Below are 17,594 nucleotides of genomic sequence, written 5' to 3' on the forward strand. Positions count from 1 at the left end.
ATTCCGGGGCAGCAATGACCACGCTCGTAACGCTTGGTTGCAATGCGCGCCGCGCGGTTTAAGAATCGCTTAAGGCGGCTTGCGCACCATCTGGGCTAAATTTTGAGATAGAGCCCGAGCCCATGACGACCCTGCAAGACCAAGCCATGTCGGCAGCCGTTCAACATCGTCCGCGCACGATGCTGCAGCGCATTCTCAGTCATCACGAAATTGCGACGCTACTGGTATTGCTCTATTCGCCAGTGGAGCTTTCCGCCAAGCCCGAGATCCCGATGCTTCAGGAAGCGGGGCTCGTTGAGCAGATCAGCACGGAAAGCGGCGCGCCTAGATTTCAGCTAACGCCGCAAGGCACTGCCATCTTGCGGGGCCTCGGGTGCAATGGAGCCAGCGCGCGGTCTGCCTGAAGCTGCGGCTGCGCATTTGTCACTATGCCTCAACTCGCGCGAGGGCACTATTGGTCAGCCAGAGGTAATCAAACCCAATGCGATTGCTTTAACCACGGCCTGAACCTTATTTGTCGCATTGAGTTTCAGAAGGACGTTATTGACATGGAAGTTAACCGTCCGCTCTGAAATGTTCAGGATCTGCCCGATTTCGCAGGCCGTTTTACCCTCCCCTGTCCAGCAAAGCACCTCGCATTCGCGTGGAGTGAGTTCAACGCGCGCTTCAGGCGCCAGCTTGGGCACGAGCCATTCGCTCATCAGCGCATGCGACAGATTGGCAAGCCAGCTTGCCTGAACCGTCAGCATGTCGGTTTCGGATTGGGTGAGCGACTCTGCGGAACGCGCCAACGTCAGCAGCCCGTAGACGCCGTGCGCGGCCCAGCTCGAGTGAGCGACCCCAACGCGCAGCCCGAACTCGCGCGCGTCGGCCCATAACTGCGGAGCGTTCGCAGTTGCTTCGGGCCAAATGATGAGCCCGCTGCTGTTCATGCCCTCGCGCACTGTCGGATCGACATCGATAAAACGGCTTTCTTGATAATGCTTCATCCACCCTTCCGGGTAGGTATCGAAGATCGCCACACCGGGGTTCGAGACCGGCAGTGGGACTCGAACGCCGTAACAGCAGTACTCGAACCCTAATTGTTTCGCGACATCGGCAACTCTTTCAAAAAGCTGATGTTCACTCTTTGCCTCGCGCAACTTCTGGTAGCTGTCATGCCAGCCTAACTGCTTCATGTGATCCCCGCCGCAACAACTGCATCCATACAAGGCTGTCATTGTTAGCAGGTATCACGTTGGACGAGGACTGCTACAGTCCACGCATGAGATATTCCTTCGCATCACTCGACAGCCCCTCGCGGGACGGCTACGTTCGCCTTCCCGAGCGGGCACTTGCCCAACTACACCTCGTTCACATCGACTCTGGTCTTGACGAGGGCTTGCTCGAGGAATTGCGGGCTGACCATGTCGACGCCGTCAGCGCCGGATACACCGAATGGCAACGGACACAGCTGCCCGGAAGCGCTTACGTCACCGTCGGCTGGGATTGGTATCTGGACCGCGCATCGGGTGCGCTGCTCATCGCCTGGGGCGACGTGCGCAGCAACGTCATGTGCATCAACGACGACGGCACCGATATCGGAATGCAGGGCACGGTGCAACTACTGCTGCGCCGCGTCGCCGCTCTGAACTGGCCAACCGCCGTAGCGAGTGCCGTGTCGACCGCCACCTCGGCCTTCGTCATCCAGCGCCGCACGCTGCAATAACCCGATGACACGCAAGCTACCAAACCCTTCTGCCGCTTTCGCAGTCTGTCCGCTCATTCCTCACAGGACTCCTTTATAAGCAAAGCGGCCAATTATTTCAATATTGGAAAACCAATCACTTCAATTTGCGTAGTGGCGGTGTCGGCCCCTTACGCGTGATTCGCTCGCCTCTCAAAACCTGTCAACGTTGACAGTTACCGCACCTCGGGGTGCGCGCTGTAATGCGCTCACCCGAAAGAAAGAAACGAGGACTCCATGCGGACTTCTGTCCACGTCGAAGGACGTCTAACCGACGACCTCGACGCCTCCCTGGCGCAATACAGGCATCAGGTGTTTGTCGAACAGCTTGGTTGGGATTTGCCGTGTACCCAAAGCGGCTTTGAACGCGATCAGTACGACCGGCAAGACACCATTTACGTCGTTGCGCGAGATGACTCGGGTGCGATTTGTGGGTGTGCGCGGCTCTTGCCCACGACTCGTCCGTACTTGTTGCGAGAGATCTTCCCGTTTCTGTTGGCTGCGGACATGCCTGCGCCCGAGTCACAGGACGTCTGGGAACTGTCGCGTTTTGCCGCGAGCACCGGTGAGTTCGTCGACGAGAGCGCCTCATGGGCTGTGCGGCCGATGCTGGCCTCGGTTGTGGAATGCGCCGCCAAGCTCGGCGCCAAACAACTGATCGGTGTGACCTTTCTTAGCATGGAGCGCCTTTTCCGGCGTATCGGCGTCCACGCGCACCGGGCGGGGCCCGCTCAGCGCATTGACGATCGTATGGTCGTCGCCTGCTGGATCGATATCGATTGCCAGACCCTTACGGCACTGGGGCTCGATCCAACGCTGGCAGAGCGCCTCTGAAACAAGGTTACGGTGACCAGGAAGAACGTGCGCATACGTTTCAGGATTTCACGAAGTGCGGCGACCCGTCATGCTGTCGAAGGAGAGTCATTGTGCAAGCCCCTCGCACCCTGAGCATCGCCGCTGGGAAATCGAACCTCGCCGCGTACATGCCCATTTGTGTCGAGTACCCCGCGCCTACTCTGCGGATGGCCGTCGTTCGCCTTGATCGAGCCGGTCTTACCGCGCGTATTGCCGATGATGCAATGCCCCCTCCACTCTCGCTGCCGCGTCCAGCTCGTATCGTCTCTGGCACTGCGACGCTTTGCGAACTCCGCCTTGTCGCCCGAGGGATCGCGCGGCCCTGCGGACACGCTCTGGAACTGACGATGCAGCCATCACGCCCCGACGATAATCTTTCGTTGTGGCAGGCTCTGTACGCCAGTCGGCATCTTTATCGCGGTGCTGCGGACGTACCAGTCACGGCCACGGTAAGTGAAGAGCTGGCCGCATCCGAAACCAGCTTGCTCGACGGCTCTCTCGTCACGTGCGATTCCGGGGTCCTGAGCTATGGCCTCGGCTGCGAGGCGGTATTCAGGTTCGCCGATTCGAGCGAAGCGCTGTTTTTCTCCGAGTGGCTCGAGTGCCATTTCGCAGAAATCGCCGCCTATGGGCGCGCTGCATCCTGGCCCACCGAGCTGCGGGACATGCGCCGCTACCGCCGCGTCACCGACGTCAGAGTGGTCTTCAGCTATCGGCGCGGCAGCCATGCCGTTCAACACGGCACTGAGGAAATATGTAACGCCATCGCGGCGGACATGGAACGGCTCTTCGGCATACTACTTCAGCACGAGCTGGCCGCTGATGGAGAGCGCATTGTTCGACTACCGAACGAGCCTCAGTGCTGGAGCTCCGCGAAGCCTCGGTGTTACTCGTTTTCCTCGAAGTAATGCCCAAACTTCGTTTGCTTTGTGCGAATGTAACGTTCGTTTTCGTCGCGCATAGGGACGGCGAGCGCTACACGCTCGCATACCGGAATGCCGTGCTTCGCGAGGGTGTCGAATTTCTTCGGGTTGTTGCTCATCAGCTTGACTGAAGTGACCTTCAGCACGCGCAGAATAGCGGCCGCTGAATCGTACTCTCGCGCATCGTCCGGCAAGCCCAGCTCGAGATTTGCCTCGACCGTGTCGTAACCCTGTTCCTGCAATGCGTAAGCGCGAATCTTGTTGGACAGGCCGATGCCGCGCCCCTCATGCCCACGCAAATAAAGCAGCACGCCGCGTCCCTCGGCCGCGATATAGCGCAGCGCGAGGTCGAGTTGTTCGCCGCAGTCACAGCGGTACGAACCCAGGACATCGCCTGTGAGGCACTCGGAATGCAAGCGCGTCAGTACCGAATCCTGATTGCTCACGTCGCCCATTACGAGCGCAAGGTGTTCGGCGTCGCCGGCTGCGACGCGAAATGCGTACGACTGGAACGTCCCGTAGCGGGTCGGAAGCGATGCCGTAGCGACGAGCGTAACGCATTCCGCGGCTCGGTCATCGTCCATCGATTGGGGTATGGAAAGCGTGGGCATAACTCTCGCTGGAAGCAGGTTTTCCACGCGTCGCAGCCGACGCGTAGTCGGAAGTGTACCGCTATTCGGGGCAGAGCCGCCCGGCCCGTCTCCGGCGTGGCACTGCACGGCGCTGCACGAACAGCCTATACTGGAACAATGCTGTCTGCGTGCTCACAACAATGAGGGGGAGACAAAACTATGCCGAGCGTTGCACAGATTCTCAAGTCAAAGTCGGAATCCCACCAGGATCGCGACCTGCGCGTAGTCACGATTGATGCCGACGCGTCGGTATTCGAAGCCGTCAAGATGATGTCTACGTTTCAGATCGGCGCGCTGATCGTGACGGAGGGCATCGAACACAGCATCGTTGGCATCATTACCGAACGCGATTACGCGCGCAAGATCGTCCTCATGGATCGCGCCTCGAAAACGACACCCGTGCGAGACATCATGACGGCCAATGTTCGCTACGTACGACTCAACGATACCGTCGAAGCGTGCATGGGAGTGATGACAGAACACCGAATGCGCCATCTGCCCGTCATCGATAACAATCGCCTGATGGGCATCGTATCGATCGGGGACTTGGTCAAGTCGATTATTTCCGAGCAGCAATTTACCATTCAGCAGCTCGAGCATTACATCACGGGGGCACACACGTGAAGCCTTTTTCCTGCCTGCCTTGCGCACTATTCTAGGCGTAGACCTCTGCCTCTTGTGAAATGCGCCCAGCCGTCGTCGCCCTGAGCGACAAGATGGGCGTTAGTACAGCGCTCAATAATCTTCTGTCATCCTCAACTGGGTAAGACGTCGCGGCGCCGTGCACCGTTCAAGTCGAAACGCGTGATGGTTTAGCCCGCGCTCGCACTTCGACCGCGCTTTTACCGCAACCAGATAAAAATTCCAATTTACCTCGATTTTTAATCTCTTTATTGAGAAATTTTTTTCTGCGTAGCAGCACCCATCAAAAATCGAACACCTGTAATCGATTCCAACCACACCTAGCCAGAGGCTCTACTCGGAATCGGCATTTTTGATACGAATCCGATCGCATGGCATATAGATAGGAATCGCATCGATGGCATCATTGCGATCAACAGCACACCAGACAGAGCCGTCGGGCCACCTTTTCAAACAACAACGGCTTGAACGATGTCTCCCTCGGAGGTGTGCTTGAACAGAACGTCGATTCGGATTTCAAGCTCGGCCATTTCGACCTGCGAGGACTTATGTCGCGTCTACTCATTGAACCCGTTTCATCTCTATGGAATGCAACCGACGAAAACTCCTGGTTTCGCGCGCTTTGTCTGTTGGGGCGCCGATGTGGTTTCGACCAGGCACTCTTTGCCGTCATCCCTCGACGCGGCATGCGCTTTACCGACGCCTACCTGCGCAGCAATTTTGATGCGTGCTGGCGTGAGACCTACGAGGCGCAAGCGTTCGCGCGCATCGATCCTACCGTTTTGCATTGCTTGCAGCACGCCTCCCCGCTCGTCTGGTCCGCTTCCGTGTTTGCGGACGAAAGCCAACAGCGCATGTATGAGCAAGCGCGCACGCACGGACTTTACTCGGGCGTCTCGTTGCCGATTCACGGGCCTAGGCAGGAAGTCGGCATACTATCGCTCGTCTGCGGCGAGCAATCGCGCCGCGAGCTCGACAAACAGGTTCGGCGTCATTTGCCGATGCTGACGCTGCTGCGCGACGCGGCTTTTGACGCAGGGCAGCGCTTCCTGACGCCTCACACCGAAACGCTGGTACCCAAACTTACGCCGCGCGAGCATGAATGCCTGAAGTGGACCGCCCAAGGAAAATCGACCTGGGAAATTGCCCGGATCTTCGGCTGCTCGGAAGCAACCGTGAACTTTCATATGGCGAATATCCGCAACAAGTTCGGCGTCAGCTCGCGAAGCGCTGCAGCCGTCAAAGCGACCCGTATGGGTTTAATCGATCTGGATTGAAAGGTGCCGGCCGATGAACTGACACACACTTTTGCTTGACGCTGGCTAGATCCTCGTCGGTGATTAAGCCTGAAAAGTAAAGTCTCAACAGTAGCATTACAGGCCTCGGGATGGTGGCACCCAATTCGAAGCGGCTCCCGCGCGATTGTGTGACACCAAAACGAGACCAGAAGATTTTTTGACTCTCTTTGATTCTTCGCCGATAAGCCTGAACAAACGCGTTATCGATATTAACGTCCTCGCGGGACGCGGATTCCGCATGACTTGATTCAATTTCGCAAACGTCGATTGTTGACATTTATTTCACCTCTTTCTGTTCTGGGTACGCGAATCATCCCAAGTGTCGGCATTTATTTGTACCTATCTTGCTTGACAGTTACGCGCCACAAGCGAACTGCATATGGTCTATGCATGTCAGGTAGTCCATAACCCATGGAGGATGAAATGCAGCCCAAAATCACGATCGGCAGCCAACGCGATTTTGACGTGGAAGCATTGGCTGAAATGTATCGACTACGCGCCAAGGTGTTTGGCGAACGGATGGGATGGGAAGTCGCCATTCTCTCCGGCATGGAGATCGACGGGTACGACGCGCTTACGCCGCACTATATGCTGGTTCACGATGAGGACGATTCGCTATGCGGCTGCTGGCGTCTCATGCCGACGACAGGGCCGTACATGCTGCGCGACACCTTTGCACAACTGCTTCATGGTCAACGGGCGCCCGTAGCACCGGACGTGTGGGAACTGAGCCGGTTTGCCATGGTGTCGCCGGATAAGTGCGGGTTCGGATTCGCCGAACTCGCGCTCGACACGATGCGTGAAGCGGTGAAGTTTGCAGACCGGATGGTCATCAAGAATTATGTGACTGTGACAACGATTGCCATCGAACGCATGCTCAAAAAGGCAGGCATCCAGACCCGCAGATTCGGCCCACCGATGCGCATCGGCGTCGAAAATGCCATCGCCCTCACGATCGAGTTGGGCGAGCAAACTCGTCGGGCCCTTTCCGTGCAACTCGTCGAAGCAGTGTGAGTGAGACGCGCTTGAGATTCATCGTGGCTGCCACAGCACGGGATGACAGTGGCCATGCAGATTTCTCTCCTTTTTCTGATCGTCAAGGGCGCTTACTTGTTACCTTTCGGGTAAAAGCGTACCGACGCGGGATGTTCGCCTTAGAACGACGACGAGCGAGGAGTGATTGCGTCAATGCGTGCGTGTCTGGCATCGTACGCTTTGATGCACATGCACGTTGTCGGCTTCGTTTCGGCACTTTGGCCCAACCGTCCCAAAGGAAAAAGAATCGATGCATCCGCCTCATCCGTTGCTCCGCTGGACATTCCTGGCGCCGCTCGCCGCGTGGCTGGTTTTGGCCGTTGCGCCCTTTGCCGGCGAACATGTATTTTTCTTGGCCCTGGTAGGCATTGCGCTAGCGGCCACTGTGTTTGCCGCCGTCCACCACGCCGAAGTGGTCGCGCACCGTGTCGGGGAGCCGTTCGGCACGCTCTTGCTTGCCGTCGCCGTCACGATCATCGAGGTCGCGCTGATCGTCTCGGTGATGCTGTCGGGAGGGCCCGAGAAATGGGAACTTGCGCGCGATACCGTCTTTGCCGCCATCATGATTGTTTGCAACGGCATCGTCGGCCTGTGCCTGCTCATGGGCGGGCTGCGCCACGGCGAGCAGGATTTTCGCATCCGCGGCGCAAACACCGCGCTCTCCGTGCTCGCGGCGCTTTCGGTTCTGACGCTTGTCATGCCCAATTACCTCGTTGCCGTGCCGGGCCCCGCTCTTTCCCGGGCACAGCTTGCGTTTGCCGGCGTGTCCTCGCTCGTGCTTTACGGGGTGTTTGTCTTTGTCCAGACGATTAGACATCGAGACTACTTTCTAGCGGGCGATTCCAACGGGGACGAATCCGTACATGCCGCACCGCCCACCACGCGAGTTGCGCTTGTGAGCGGCATTGTATTAGCGCTTTCTCTCATCGCCGTCGTTCTGCTCGCGAAACGCCTTTCGCCTGCTGTCGAACGTGCGGTCGCCGGCGCAGGGGCACCCCAGGCTGTCGTAGGCATCGTCATCGCAGCTCTCGTCCTATTGCCCGAAGGCCTGGCTGCAGCCAGGGCCGCACATGCCAACCGCTTGCAAACGAGTCTGAATCTGGCTCTGGGCTCCGCTCTTGCCAGCATTGGCCTGACAATTCCGACCGTCGCCGTGGTGTTTCTCTGGACAGGCCGCCCGCTCGCACTTGGCATCGGCGGGATGGAGACCGTGCTACTCGCGTTGACGCTGATCGTCAGTACGCTTACGCTGGCTACGGGCCGCACGACTATTCTGCAGGGCACAGTGCATCTATCGGTTTTTGTAGCCTACCTCTTCCTGTCCACCACGCAATGACGCCGGATCGAGGCAACGTTTGCACACCGCACGGTTCTTGTCTCTGTGCTCGAGCGCTGAAGGCGAAAGCGGTTCTCTTTTGCTCTAGCGCAGTATCGCAAGCTATACATGTATACGGATGTATCAGGCATCGAACGACATCGCCGCTTTCGCGCTCAAGATGAACTACCCGTTGTGAACGGCTTTCGTGCACTTGACGAGGAAAAACGGCGATCGGATTCGAAATGGGCGTCAACGCCCACACGATTTGCAGTAACGATCAGATACATCTCGCGGGCAGCGCGGTACCGCAGCCCGGTTAGAATACGCCGCGCTTCCTCGCATGTTCCGCCGCCACGCCAGCTTCCGAGCGACTTGGCTGCGGTTGTTTCGTTATCGCTCCACCGGACGATGAAGCGTCCTTAGCAGCATGACACACGACGCCACTTCTATGGACTCGCCCGCTGTTGCAGAGCGCGTGCGCGCATTGATGAGCCGGCATGGTATTGCCAAGCGGCAGCAAACAACTGAGCTTTGCAACATCCTCGAGCTGAGCTTCTCGCAAGGGCACCGCAAACTGCGCGGCAGCAGCCCCTGGACACTTGCCCAGATTCAAAGGGTTGCCGCGGCTTTTAATGAGCCCGCCGCACAATTGATCGGCGTGATGCCGGACGATCTAGGCGTTGCGTATGCAACCGCACGGGAAGCACTGCTGTGCGTCGGAGCCTTACAATGGCCTTGCGTCGCCTGGATCGGCGAGCCGGTCAACGCGCATCGGTATGCCGAGTTCGTCGCCTATCCCCGGCGCAATGAGTGGCATGTCGTACGCCTGGAAAGCGGTGCCCCCGTTCCCACGCCCGACTCGTGCGAAGTGCTCAAGATCGAAATACGACCCCAGCCGCAGCAGCACCGGCGGCCGGTCGTCGCCATCGTGGACAGCGACCGTACGGCCACGGAAGCACTTCGCCATTATCTCGAACAAAGCGGCTTCAGCGCGGTGGTGCACGACACGCTTCGCACGTTCGAGGACGCCATGCGTTCGCAAACATTTGATGCGGTCATCACGGACTGGCTGTTCGGCGAACACACTGCGGCGGCGGCGATCGAAGCAGTCCGTCGCTCGCCCAAGCCCGACGCACCGGTATTTTTGCTGACCGGCGAGTTGCTGACGGGCAAGGCGAGCGAATCGGAGATTAGCGACGTCATTCTCCGCCTCGATGTTTCCTGCTACGAAAAGCCCGCGCGACTCGCGATCCTCACAGCCGATCTTTCGAAGCGGCTCGGTCTCGCCTGACGTGCTAGCCACCGGCACGGCACGTCAGGCCGTCACTGTTTTTCGCCGAGTTTCAGATGTCAAATTTCACGCCCTGCGCGAGTGGTAGGTCACGGCTGAAATTGACGGTGTTCGTGGCACGCCGCATGTAGTTCTTCCACGCATCCGAGCCCGATTCACGGCCGCCACCGGTTTCCTTTTCACCGCCGAATGCGCCGCCGATCTCGGCGCCGCTGGTTCCAATGTTCACATTTGCTATCCCACAGTCGCTGCCTGTTGAAGACATGAATCGTTCTGCTTCACGAATGTCGTTGGTAAAGATGGCGGACGACAACCCCTGTGGCACTGCGTTGTGTAGTGCGATCGCTTCATCGAAGTCGTCATAAAGCAGCACATATAGGATCGGTGCGAACGTCTCGCGCTCGACGATCGCCGTTTGTGCCGTCATGTGTACGAGCGCGGGACGTACGTAATAGGCGCTGTCGTGGCCCACATCGACGCGCTCCCCACCCGTCACTTGTCCACCGTCCGCGCGCGCAGTGGCCAACGCCTGCTGCATGGCGTCGAACGCGGCACGGTCGATGAGCGGGCCGACCAGCGTATCGGCTTCAAGCGGGTCGCCCACTTTGACCGAGGCAAAGGCCCGCTCGAGCCGCGGCAGCAGTGCATCAGCCACCGATCGGTGGACGATAAGGCGACGCAGCGTCGTGCAGCGCTGCCCTGCAGTGCCGACCGCTGCGAACGTGACCGCGCGCACGACCAGATCGAGGTCGGCGCTCGGCGCGACGAGCATCCCGTTATTGCCCCCCAGTTCGAGGATGCTGCGCGCAAGACGACGGGCAAGCATCTGGGCAACCTCCCTGCCCATTCGTACGCTGCCCGTTGCGCTGACGAGCGGTACCTTGGGTGACTGCACGAGCGCTTCGCCTACTTCGCGACCGCCGAGCGTCAACTGCAAGAGGCCACCGGGTGCAACGCCGGGATGCAACTCGTCGAACTTGCGCAGTGCGCGCGCGAGCAACGCATGGCAGGCAATTGCCGTCAGAGGTGTCTTCTCCGACGGTTTCCACACCACTGAATCGCCGCACACGAGCGCCAACGCCGCGTTCCAGGCCCAGACGGCCACGGGAAAGTTGAAGGCTGAGATCACCCCACATACGCCGAGCGGATGCCATGTTTCCATCATGCGGTGACCGGGCCGCTCCGATGCAATCGTGAGCCCGTGGAGCTGACGCGAAAGTCCGACCGCGAAATCGCAGATGTCGATCATTTCCTGCACTTCGCCAAGGCCCTCAGACCGTATCTTGCCGGCTTCCAACGTGACAAGCTGGCCGAGAACGTTCTTCTCGTCGCGCAGGACGTTCCCAAACATGCGCACGAGTTCGCCACGCAGCGGCGCAGGCACGCTACGCCATTTCAAGTAATCGGCATGCGCAGCTTCGATCTTACGTTCGACATCCGCCGCCGTATCGACCCGAAGTGTGGCTAACGTCTGGCCATCGCACGGCGAACGCACGACAAGCGCGTTGCCCGACCAAGCGGAGAGATCGACATCGAGCGCCGCTAGCATATCGTTGACCGTTGTCACTTTATTCTCCTTGAAGTGTCGTTGCAGACGTGGACCGCCGCGTGACGGAGCGCCGCGAACCGATATTGTTACGTCAAGGACGGATGGACAAGCGGCTATTCGACTCGTTCGTCGAGGCCGCGCTCTATTCAAGAGCCTGCTGTCACACGACCGTACGCGCGTTATTGCGAACGACGTGCGTTGTGATTCCATTCAGCCGTTATCACGGGAAGGCCGTGCATTGAGAGGCTCGATTCGTGCAAGGTCGCTTAAACATGGATGAAGCGCCTAATGAGGAATGACGCGGAGGAATGCCGCGACTCAAAGCGAAGCGTTCTGGATCGTGCCCGTATCGAGCGCACGCTCGATCAGTCCTTCCTCGCGTGCCTTGCGGATCGCGTCGGCGATCAACTTTTCGGGAGGCTCCATATCCGCTTTCAGCGTGCCCAGGAGCCCGGCCGCATCGAACACCACAAGCGTTTCTGCCGAGTCGTCACGGCTGATAAGAACGCGACGCGTCGACTCCCCCTCGCCGAGACTCGCGCAAAAACGCATTATCTGGCCATCGATCATTTGCTCGAAATTCTCGATCATTGCAACGTCCTCCGTACTCTCAAGCGTTCAGTGCGCAAAGACACACCAAGCAAGGTTCGTGCGCGCGTTGTCGCCCTTCGGTTTCAGAGCAGGTGACGCTTTCGCGCGCGCCGCGTCAACGCTGAAGGCGCCTCGAAACCGAAATAGCCGAGCACTTTGGGACACCGCCCCAGAGGATGCGATACGCGCGAAAAAGATAACGCCCGAATCGATGGCACACGCCATAAGTGCATCCCTCCATATGGATCATGCGTTGCATGACGGCGACAATCGCAGCATGACATGCGTCGACGCTCAGGATAGGCACTGCGCCCGCGTTTTCCAAGCCTGGCAGGCAGACCATCGGTATGTCAGACAAGTCCGCCCGATTTTTAGGATATTGAGGTAAGCATGAAATCGATCGTTTTGATCAGACCGGCCGCTTAAGCCCGGCCCGTCTCGTCGATGATCAGGCGACCTGCTGAGATGGTGGGTCTCCGGGATCGTCGGCATCGTCAGGGTTTTCGACCATACCGAGTGAACGCATGACTGTCGCTTCCGAGCGCAGCCCAATGGAATTGAGCAAACGATATAGGGTGGCGCGTGATATGCCGAGTTCGGCCGCGGCTGCCGACAGGCCGTATGCGTGCCGCGAGAGCGCCTCACGCACTGCCTCCCGCTCAGCCTCGCACCGCGCTTCTGCGAGTGTACGTCCGGGCTTCGGCCCCGTCTCCGGCAATCCTAGATCAGCGGTGGAAATGAACCGGCCCTCCGCCATCACGACCGCTCGCCTCACGCAGTTGATGAGCTCGCGGACGTTGCCCGGCCACGAGTAATTGAACATTGAAGCGATCGCCTCGCTCGAGAAGCCGCGAAGCTTGCGCCTGCCGTCGTGCTTATGTGTGCGCAACGCGTGATAAGCCAGCAACTTGATGTCCTGACCGCGCGCACGCAAGGGTGGCTGGTCAATTCGCAAGACACACAGCCGATGGTAGAGGTCTGCCCGGAAGCGTCCGGCTTCGATCGCTTGCTGCAAGTCCACGTGCGTGGCCGATACAATGCGCGCGTCGACCCTGACTGGCCCGTTTCCTCCGAGGCGCTCGATCGTGCCTTCCTGAAGGAAACGCAACAGCACGGCCTGACATTCGTGCGGCATGTCGCCGATTTCGTCGAGAAATAGTGTGCCCCCCGCGGCGGATTCAATGCGCCCCACCTTCTTTTGCAAGGCCCCTGTGAAGGCACCGCGCTCGTGACCGAAGAGCTCCGACTGAAGCAGCGTGGGTGGGATCGCCGCACAGTTGATCGCGACGAACGCCTGGCCAGCGCGCGACGATCGGTCGTGGATCGCACGCGCGGCGAGCTCCTTGCCAGTGCCCGATTCGCCGGCAATAAACACGGGCGCATCGTTTCGCGCGCATTTGTCCAAGCCGCGATACAGCCGCTTCATCGGTTCGCTGTTGCCAATCATGGTGTAGCAGCCCGGGGGCGGTTCTGCCACTTCGACGCTCTCCCTTAGAACCGAGAGCCCGTGCGCATGACCCAGGACGATCGCGAGCCGCTCGTCGACACACGGCATCGTCACGAAATCGAAGCAGTAGTCGATAATGAAGCGCCGAATGGCCGGCTGCTCAGCTTGGCCAGGGTGAACCTGAGCGATCCACGTGGCGTCTGTATGTGATACGCACGATTCCAGCTCCGCCAATTGCTGCTCGGTGCAACCCTGCGGCAGCTCGACGACACCAACGCGAATCGCGTGGCGATCGAGCAGGCGATCGATCTGCTGCGGTGACCTCGCTTGGACAACGTGCCACCCCGCAGAAATCAAATTCTCCACGCGCGGCGTTTCGGGCTTGAGCGACACGAACAGGACGTTGCGCTCGGCACGCAATGAGTTTAGCGACTCGGTCATGTTATACCCCGCAGCAATGCGTCACTTGCCTTACCGCAAATTTAAACAGCGCATACCGGTATGAATTAATTCACCACAAATTTAATCAAATCACGCCCGGCCTACGCCTCATGCCTTACGCTCCAGCGACAGCTAAAGATCAGCGATTGTTCGCAAACAGTCTCTTGAGCTTTTAGCCACCGTTCCCACTACGTTCCGGGAACGCTTGCCGACGGCTTGCATACCCCCCCACTCTCGCTGAGCGCCGCGTCATGTCGCCTAGTGGCCGCTACGCTTTTTTCAGATACGTGCAGATCAACTTACATGAGCGCGGGCCAAATTGCCATAAGAAAAACACTTAACTCCCATGTTCCCTCGCATGCACTTAGTCGAATTTCCCAATTCAGCAGCCTTTGCGACATCCGGAAAAGCGCGCCAAGGCTAACCTGCCGACGTGGCAACAGCTTTTAGGCAAATGAAACGTGGAGCTCGTAGCAGAACTGAGACAGTTAATCCCAAAGAAGCGCGGTGACGAGCGATTTATTCGCTCAATGCCGCCGTGGCGCGAAGTGCGGGTATACCGCAGTGCGATGTGGATGAAGCCCCCGCCCGCAAAGCGTCGCGCGATACATCGCATGTGTTCGAGTCGCCACCACGCGTCACGCCACTGAGACACATCCGACATCGCAGCGGCAGATCTTCTAACGGTCTTCTGGTCGGATCCTTACGACTCAAGACATTTCGTCTGACTGGCATACCCCTTGCGAAGACGGTGCGCACGGAAGTCGGCGACGTAATGAACGAGGCCATCAATCAAGCTCGATCCGAGCCAACTTGAAATGGCTCACAACGTTGTCTGAGGGAGGGCTGCGGGGCTTGCCGTTGTGAACAGCGGCGGCAAGCGATACGGGGAGACCGCAGCGCCGCCGACTAGCCGTACGACTCCGGTCTCGACCGGATGCCCGTAGTAACCACGAAAAGCACGGGGGCAAGCATGCTCAACAATGCATCGAGACGACACAACTGCAGCCGAGCAGATCGCCGCGGAATGTCGTACCCCCCGTCAAATACCGATCGCTTGGAACGAGTTCGCGTGCGTTCGACACATAGACGCTTCGTGCGAGCTCGGCGAGCGACAAGTGAATTACTCGGTCGAGGACCACGCCTTCGCGCATGCGTCTGCTCCGGCACGCCCGGCGGCCGATGGTGGCGGCAGGAACTTTGATCCACGTTGCCGATCCTTTTTGCGGCTTCCCTGTAGCACTTGCTGTCCAAACCGTGATCCGTTCGGAAGGGTCATTTCGTTAGTAGTCCTAATGGAGACATCAAATGAAGCACATCGTCACTCAAGCTAAGCGTTTTCTCCGTGATGAGCAAGGCGCCACGATGGTCGAGTATGGGCTCATGATTGCCCTCATCGCCGTAGTGTGTGTCGCGACCATTACGTTGATCGGCACAAACCTGAACACGGCTTTCAACACGATCCTCACGAAGCTGCAGACCGCCAACGGGGGATGATAGACGCCCCGTCTCGAGCGCACGCGAGGGGCGCGGCACAGCGCCAGAGGCACCTTGGCACAGTGTCGCGCCAACCTCGATCGTGGGGCGATCGATGCTTCCACGGTCTGAGCGCAAGACGACGGCTCGATCCAACATCGCCGAAGACTTGCTCGTCGTTGATATGTGAGCCTTTACAGCCTAACGCGAAAACGGGGCCAATCATGCTCTTGCCCGCACTGCCGCCTCATCCGATTCCGCTTTGCGTGGCCGTGCTCGCGGTGGTGACCGCCAGCACGGACATCGTTAGCCGTCGCATTCCCAACCCCGTGCTCGCATTCAGCTTGATGGTGTCTTTTCCCGTGCAAGTCTGGCTGCATGGCCTCTTGCTTGGCAGCGGCGGCTGGCTTGCGGGGGCCATGACCGGCTTCTCGCTGCTGATACCGCTTTACCTGATGCGAGCGATGTCCGCAGGCGATGTGAAGCTGCTGGTCGCAGTGGGCGCGTGGGTTGGCCCAGGCATGGTTTTTTGCATCGCACTCGCGGCGTTTGTTATGGGTGGTGCGTGGTCGCTCGGCTTCGTCCTCTCGCATCGTCGTACCACACAGCTTTACAAAAACTTGCGATATCTGGTTAGCCGAATCTCGTGCGTGGGACGCGGTGGGATATCAGCGCAGGTCGAGCGGAGACAGTTCGTATCCGTCGGCACGATTCCTTACGGCGTATCCATTGCAATAGGAACGTTGGGGGTTCTGTTCGCATCAGCAGCGTGAGCATATCGAACACGGCATTGATGATGAATCCGTCTAAGGTACCGAGTCAGCCGACGCCGATGTGCCTCGACGAAGATGAGAGAGAACATGAGTGAGCACAACATAGATCGCAACACCGGCGTACGGATTGCACATCTGTCAGAGACGGTCAACGCGACGCGTGAACACGTCACCGAGGCTACCCGGCTCCCGCAGCGTGCACCCCGGACCGTGGAGGATACGGGGTTGCCAACTGTGTTCGTCGGCCACCTCGTGCTCAAATCGACGCTGCTCAATGGCCATTCGAGCTTCGCCGATCTGGTACAACGTCATTGCCTTCCCGTCACCGTGCTCGAAGACGTCCTCGCTTTCCTCGTGCGTGAGCATCTCGCGGTAGTTACACGGCGTGGTGCGACCGACCTCGACGTCGATTTACAGCTGACAAGCGCCGGACGCACTGTGGCTTCAGAGGAACTGGCACGGTGCAGCTATTGCGGCCCGGCACCCGTGCCTTACGAGTCCTATCTCGACACGGTACGCGAGCATTCCGTGCACCGCCAACGGATTACGTTCTCGGACGTTCGCACAGCGTTCGGCGACATGCACATCGATGCAGCCCTCCTCGACGCCGCCGCCGCGTCTCTCAACGCGGGTCGCCCCGTGATGTTGCATGGCCCTGCTGGCAGCGGAAAGACCTTTCTCGCCGAACGACTCGGCCGGCTGTTGCGTGGAGACGTACCCATCCCGTATGCGTTGTATGTCCGCGGCGAGATCGTGCAAACCTATGACCCGCTGCTTCACCACGATGCGTCACCGCCAGCGGGCTCCGCGATAGGCGACAAGCGCTGGCGCATTTGTCAACGCCCCGTTGTGCTCTCGGGGGGAGAATTGACGCTCGAAGGGCTCGACGTTCGTTACGACGCTGTCGCCGGCTTTTACCACGCACCACCGCATATGAAGGCGAATATGGGCCTTTACGTTGTCGACGATCTCGGGCGGCAACGGGTCGCCGCCCATGATCTGCTCAACCGTTGGATCATGCCGCTCGATCGCGGCATCGATGTCTTCACGCTGAAGTCAGGCGTGCGTTTTTCGTCTCCATTCGATGTCTGGCCGGTGTTTTCCACCAACCTCGACGCGGCAACGATTGGTGACGAAGCTTTCCTGCGGCGTCTTGGATCGAAACTTCGTGTCGGCCCGCTTTCATTGGTGGACTATCGATCTGTCTTCGAATCGGCTTGCACATCGCTTGGGCTCACCGCTACGCCGGATGCATTCGACTACCTCTTGCACCACTTGCATAGGGCGAGCGGAAGGCCATTTCTCGCCTGCTATCCGCGAGACCTGCTCGAGCTTGTCGCCGCCTCGGCCGACTATCGTGCCTCTCCCCGCGAAGTCACTTCGAGCGCGCTGAGTGAGGCGTGGGGCAGCTATTTCGGCGCGGCTGTCGGCGCAGACATTCGCCATCCGCCTCCCGATGTCAGCACGCAGTCCGGCAAGCGGTGTGCGTCTGGATGATCGTTCGATAGCGCATCGAGACGTACGGTAATCACGCATTCAGGCACATCCACCCGCAAGCCGATTTTCGCGTTTGATTAGGAGTCCTAATATGAATAAC

The 17,594-nt window shown here is 59.0% G+C and carries 19 protein-coding genes; 12 read left to right on the plus strand and 7 right to left on the minus strand.

Features of this window, described 5'->3' with window-relative positions; all coding sequences use genetic code 11:
- The first annotated feature begins 122 nt into the window (after positions 1 to 122).
- Positions 123 to 404, plus strand: a complete 282-nt coding sequence (locus VL598_RS03445) for a hypothetical protein (RefSeq protein WP_325325303.1) — start codon at positions 123 to 125, stop codon at positions 402 to 404.
- A gap of 54 nt (positions 405 to 458) precedes the next feature.
- On the opposite strand, the gene VL598_RS03450 is transcribed toward VL598_RS03445, so the two are convergent.
- Complete coding sequence (locus VL598_RS03450) at positions 459 to 1,178, minus strand: autoinducer binding domain-containing protein (protein WP_325325304.1); 720 nt, start codon at positions 1,176 to 1,178, stop codon at positions 459 to 461.
- A gap of 86 nt (positions 1,179 to 1,264) precedes the next feature.
- On the opposite strand from VL598_RS03450, the gene VL598_RS03455 reads away from it, so the two are divergent.
- The 3 genes from VL598_RS03455 (at position 1,265) to VL598_RS03465 (ending at position 3,489) form a co-directional block, all read left to right on the plus strand.
- On the plus strand, positions 1,265 to 1,708 hold the full coding sequence (locus VL598_RS03455; protein ID WP_325325305.1) for a DUF4902 domain-containing protein: 444 nt from the start codon (positions 1,265 to 1,267) through the stop codon (positions 1,706 to 1,708).
- Between the two features lie 255 nt (positions 1,709 to 1,963).
- A complete protein-coding gene (locus VL598_RS03460; protein ID WP_325325306.1) occupies positions 1,964 to 2,560 on the plus strand; it encodes an acyl-homoserine-lactone synthase in 597 nt (198 codons plus the stop codon).
- A gap of 368 nt (positions 2,561 to 2,928) precedes the next feature.
- Positions 2,929 to 3,489, plus strand: a complete 561-nt coding sequence (locus VL598_RS03465; protein ID WP_325325307.1) for a hypothetical protein — start codon at positions 2,929 to 2,931, stop codon at positions 3,487 to 3,489.
- Here the strand turns inward: VL598_RS03465 and ribA are convergent.
- Positions 3,468 to 4,115 carry a GTP cyclohydrolase II gene (ribA, locus tag VL598_RS03470; protein ID WP_325325308.1) on the minus strand — a complete coding sequence of 216 codons (648 nt, stop codon included), beginning with the start codon at positions 4,113 to 4,115 and terminating at the stop codon, positions 3,468 to 3,470. The genes VL598_RS03465 and ribA overlap by 22 nt on opposite strands.
- Positions 4,116 to 4,295: 180 nt before the next feature.
- Here ribA and VL598_RS03475 point away from each other — a divergent pair, with 180 nt between their 5' ends.
- Complete coding sequence (locus VL598_RS03475) at positions 4,296 to 4,760, plus strand: CBS domain-containing protein (protein WP_325325309.1); 465 nt, start codon at positions 4,296 to 4,298, stop codon at positions 4,758 to 4,760.
- A gap of 566 nt (positions 4,761 to 5,326) precedes the next feature.
- Positions 5,327 to 6,055, plus strand: coding sequence for a LuxR family transcriptional regulator (locus VL598_RS03480; protein ID WP_325325319.1), 729 nt, complete (start codon positions 5,327 to 5,329; stop codon positions 6,053 to 6,055).
- On the opposite strand, the gene VL598_RS03485 is transcribed toward VL598_RS03480, so the two are convergent.
- The gene (locus VL598_RS03485; RefSeq protein ID WP_414718646.1) at positions 6,018 to 6,353 is read right to left on the minus strand and encodes a helix-turn-helix domain-containing protein; all 336 of its coding nucleotides are present in this window, start codon (positions 6,351 to 6,353) and stop codon (positions 6,018 to 6,020) included. The two genes, VL598_RS03480 and VL598_RS03485, sit on opposite strands and share 38 nt — an antisense overlap.
- A gap of 146 nt (positions 6,354 to 6,499) precedes the next feature.
- On the opposite strand from VL598_RS03485, the gene VL598_RS03490 reads away from it, so the two are divergent.
- The 3 genes from VL598_RS03490 to VL598_RS03500 all read left to right on the plus strand — a co-directional run bounded on the left by VL598_RS03490 (position 6,500) and on the right by VL598_RS03500 (position 9,720).
- On the plus strand, positions 6,500 to 7,090 hold the full coding sequence (locus VL598_RS03490) for an acyl-homoserine-lactone synthase (RefSeq protein WP_325325310.1): 591 nt from the start codon (positions 6,500 to 6,502) through the stop codon (positions 7,088 to 7,090).
- Between the two features lie 271 nt (positions 7,091 to 7,361).
- The gene (locus VL598_RS03495) at positions 7,362 to 8,447 is read left to right on the plus strand and encodes an ionic transporter y4hA (protein ID WP_325325311.1); all 1,086 of its coding nucleotides are present in this window, start codon (positions 7,362 to 7,364) and stop codon (positions 8,445 to 8,447) included.
- Between the two features lie 409 nt (positions 8,448 to 8,856).
- Positions 8,857 to 9,720 carry a helix-turn-helix domain-containing protein gene (locus VL598_RS03500; RefSeq protein WP_325325312.1) on the plus strand — a complete coding sequence of 288 codons (864 nt, stop codon included), beginning with the start codon at positions 8,857 to 8,859 and terminating at the stop codon, positions 9,718 to 9,720.
- Between the two features lie 52 nt (positions 9,721 to 9,772).
- Here VL598_RS03500 and VL598_RS03505 read toward each other — a convergent pair whose 3' ends face one another.
- From VL598_RS03505 to VL598_RS03520, 4 genes are all read right to left on the minus strand, one after another.
- Complete coding sequence (locus VL598_RS03505; protein ID WP_325325321.1) at positions 9,773 to 11,269, minus strand: aldehyde dehydrogenase family protein; 1,497 nt, start codon at positions 11,267 to 11,269, stop codon at positions 9,773 to 9,775.
- A 318-nt stretch (positions 11,270 to 11,587) separates the two neighbouring features.
- Positions 11,588 to 11,860, minus strand: coding sequence for a hypothetical protein (locus VL598_RS03510; protein ID WP_325325313.1), 273 nt, complete (start codon positions 11,858 to 11,860; stop codon positions 11,588 to 11,590).
- Positions 11,861 to 12,308: 448 nt separating this feature from the next.
- The gene (locus VL598_RS03515; RefSeq protein WP_325325314.1) at positions 12,309 to 13,748 is read right to left on the minus strand and encodes a sigma-54 dependent transcriptional regulator; all 1,440 of its coding nucleotides are present in this window, start codon (positions 13,746 to 13,748) and stop codon (positions 12,309 to 12,311) included.
- 977 nt (positions 13,749 to 14,725) lie between these two features.
- The gene (locus VL598_RS03520) at positions 14,726 to 14,902 is read right to left on the minus strand and encodes a hypothetical protein (protein ID WP_325325315.1); all 177 of its coding nucleotides are present in this window, start codon (positions 14,900 to 14,902) and stop codon (positions 14,726 to 14,728) included.
- Between the two features lie 154 nt (positions 14,903 to 15,056).
- On the opposite strand from VL598_RS03520, the gene VL598_RS03525 reads away from it, so the two are divergent.
- The 3 genes from VL598_RS03525 (at position 15,057) to VL598_RS03535 (ending at position 17,494) form a co-directional block, all read left to right on the plus strand.
- Positions 15,057 to 15,245 (plus strand): Flp family type IVb pilin, encoded by a 189-nt coding sequence (locus tag VL598_RS03525; protein WP_325325316.1) that lies wholly within the window; start codon positions 15,057 to 15,059, stop codon positions 15,243 to 15,245.
- A 203-nt stretch (positions 15,246 to 15,448) separates the two neighbouring features.
- Positions 15,449 to 15,997, plus strand: a complete 549-nt coding sequence (locus VL598_RS03530) for an A24 family peptidase (RefSeq protein WP_325325317.1) — start codon at positions 15,449 to 15,451, stop codon at positions 15,995 to 15,997.
- 87 nt (positions 15,998 to 16,084) lie between these two features.
- Positions 16,085 to 17,494 (plus strand): ATP-binding protein, encoded by a 1,410-nt coding sequence (locus tag VL598_RS03535; protein WP_325325318.1) that lies wholly within the window; start codon positions 16,085 to 16,087, stop codon positions 17,492 to 17,494.
- The last annotated feature ends 100 nt before the right edge of the window (positions 17,495 to 17,594 follow it).

Origin of the sequence: Trinickia sp., from assembly GCF_035492435.1 — a bacterium.
Classification (GTDB): domain Bacteria; phylum Pseudomonadota; class Gammaproteobacteria; order Burkholderiales; family Burkholderiaceae; genus Trinickia.

What these genes read in the sequence shown, in the direction of transcription:
- VL598_RS03445 (WP_325325303.1), top strand. Translation starts at nt 123, where the DNA reads ATGACGACCCTGCAAGACCAAGCCATGTCGGCAGCCGTTCAACATCGT.
- VL598_RS03450 (WP_325325304.1), bottom strand. Translation starts at nt 1,178, where the DNA reads ATGAAGCAGTTAGGCTGGCATGACAGCTACCAGAAGTTGCGCGAGGCA.
- VL598_RS03455 (WP_325325305.1), top strand. Translation starts at nt 1,265, where the DNA reads ATGAGATATTCCTTCGCATCACTCGACAGCCCCTCGCGGGACGGCTAC.
- VL598_RS03460 (WP_325325306.1), top strand. Translation starts at nt 1,964, where the DNA reads ATGCGGACTTCTGTCCACGTCGAAGGACGTCTAACCGACGACCTCGAC.
- VL598_RS03465 (WP_325325307.1), top strand. Translation starts at nt 2,929, where the DNA reads ATGCAGCCATCACGCCCCGACGATAATCTTTCGTTGTGGCAGGCTCTG.
- ribA (WP_325325308.1), bottom strand. Translation starts at nt 4,115, where the DNA reads ATGCCCACGCTTTCCATACCCCAATCGATGGACGATGACCGAGCCGCG.
- VL598_RS03475 (WP_325325309.1), top strand. Translation starts at nt 4,296, where the DNA reads ATGCCGAGCGTTGCACAGATTCTCAAGTCAAAGTCGGAATCCCACCAG.
- VL598_RS03480 (WP_325325319.1), top strand. Translation starts at nt 5,327, where the DNA reads ATGTCGCGTCTACTCATTGAACCCGTTTCATCTCTATGGAATGCAACC.
- VL598_RS03485 (WP_414718646.1), bottom strand. Translation starts at nt 6,353, where the DNA reads ATGTCAACAATCGACGTTTGCGAAATTGAATCAAGTCATGCGGAATCC.
- VL598_RS03490 (WP_325325310.1), top strand. Translation starts at nt 6,500, where the DNA reads ATGCAGCCCAAAATCACGATCGGCAGCCAACGCGATTTTGACGTGGAA.
- VL598_RS03495 (WP_325325311.1), top strand. Translation starts at nt 7,362, where the DNA reads ATGCATCCGCCTCATCCGTTGCTCCGCTGGACATTCCTGGCGCCGCTC.
- VL598_RS03500 (WP_325325312.1), top strand. Translation starts at nt 8,857, where the DNA reads ATGACACACGACGCCACTTCTATGGACTCGCCCGCTGTTGCAGAGCGC.
- VL598_RS03505 (WP_325325321.1), bottom strand. Translation starts at nt 11,269, where the DNA reads ATGCTAGCGGCGCTCGATGTCGATCTCTCCGCTTGGTCGGGCAACGCG.
- VL598_RS03510 (WP_325325313.1), bottom strand. Translation starts at nt 11,860, where the DNA reads ATGATCGAGAATTTCGAGCAAATGATCGATGGCCAGATAATGCGTTTT.
- VL598_RS03515 (WP_325325314.1), bottom strand. Translation starts at nt 13,748, where the DNA reads ATGACCGAGTCGCTAAACTCATTGCGTGCCGAGCGCAACGTCCTGTTC.
- VL598_RS03520 (WP_325325315.1), bottom strand. Translation starts at nt 14,902, where the DNA reads ATGCGCGAAGGCGTGGTCCTCGACCGAGTAATTCACTTGTCGCTCGCC.
- VL598_RS03525 (WP_325325316.1), top strand. Translation starts at nt 15,057, where the DNA reads ATGAAGCACATCGTCACTCAAGCTAAGCGTTTTCTCCGTGATGAGCAA.
- VL598_RS03530 (WP_325325317.1), top strand. Translation starts at nt 15,449, where the DNA reads ATGCTCTTGCCCGCACTGCCGCCTCATCCGATTCCGCTTTGCGTGGCC.
- VL598_RS03535 (WP_325325318.1), top strand. Translation starts at nt 16,085, where the DNA reads ATGAGTGAGCACAACATAGATCGCAACACCGGCGTACGGATTGCACAT.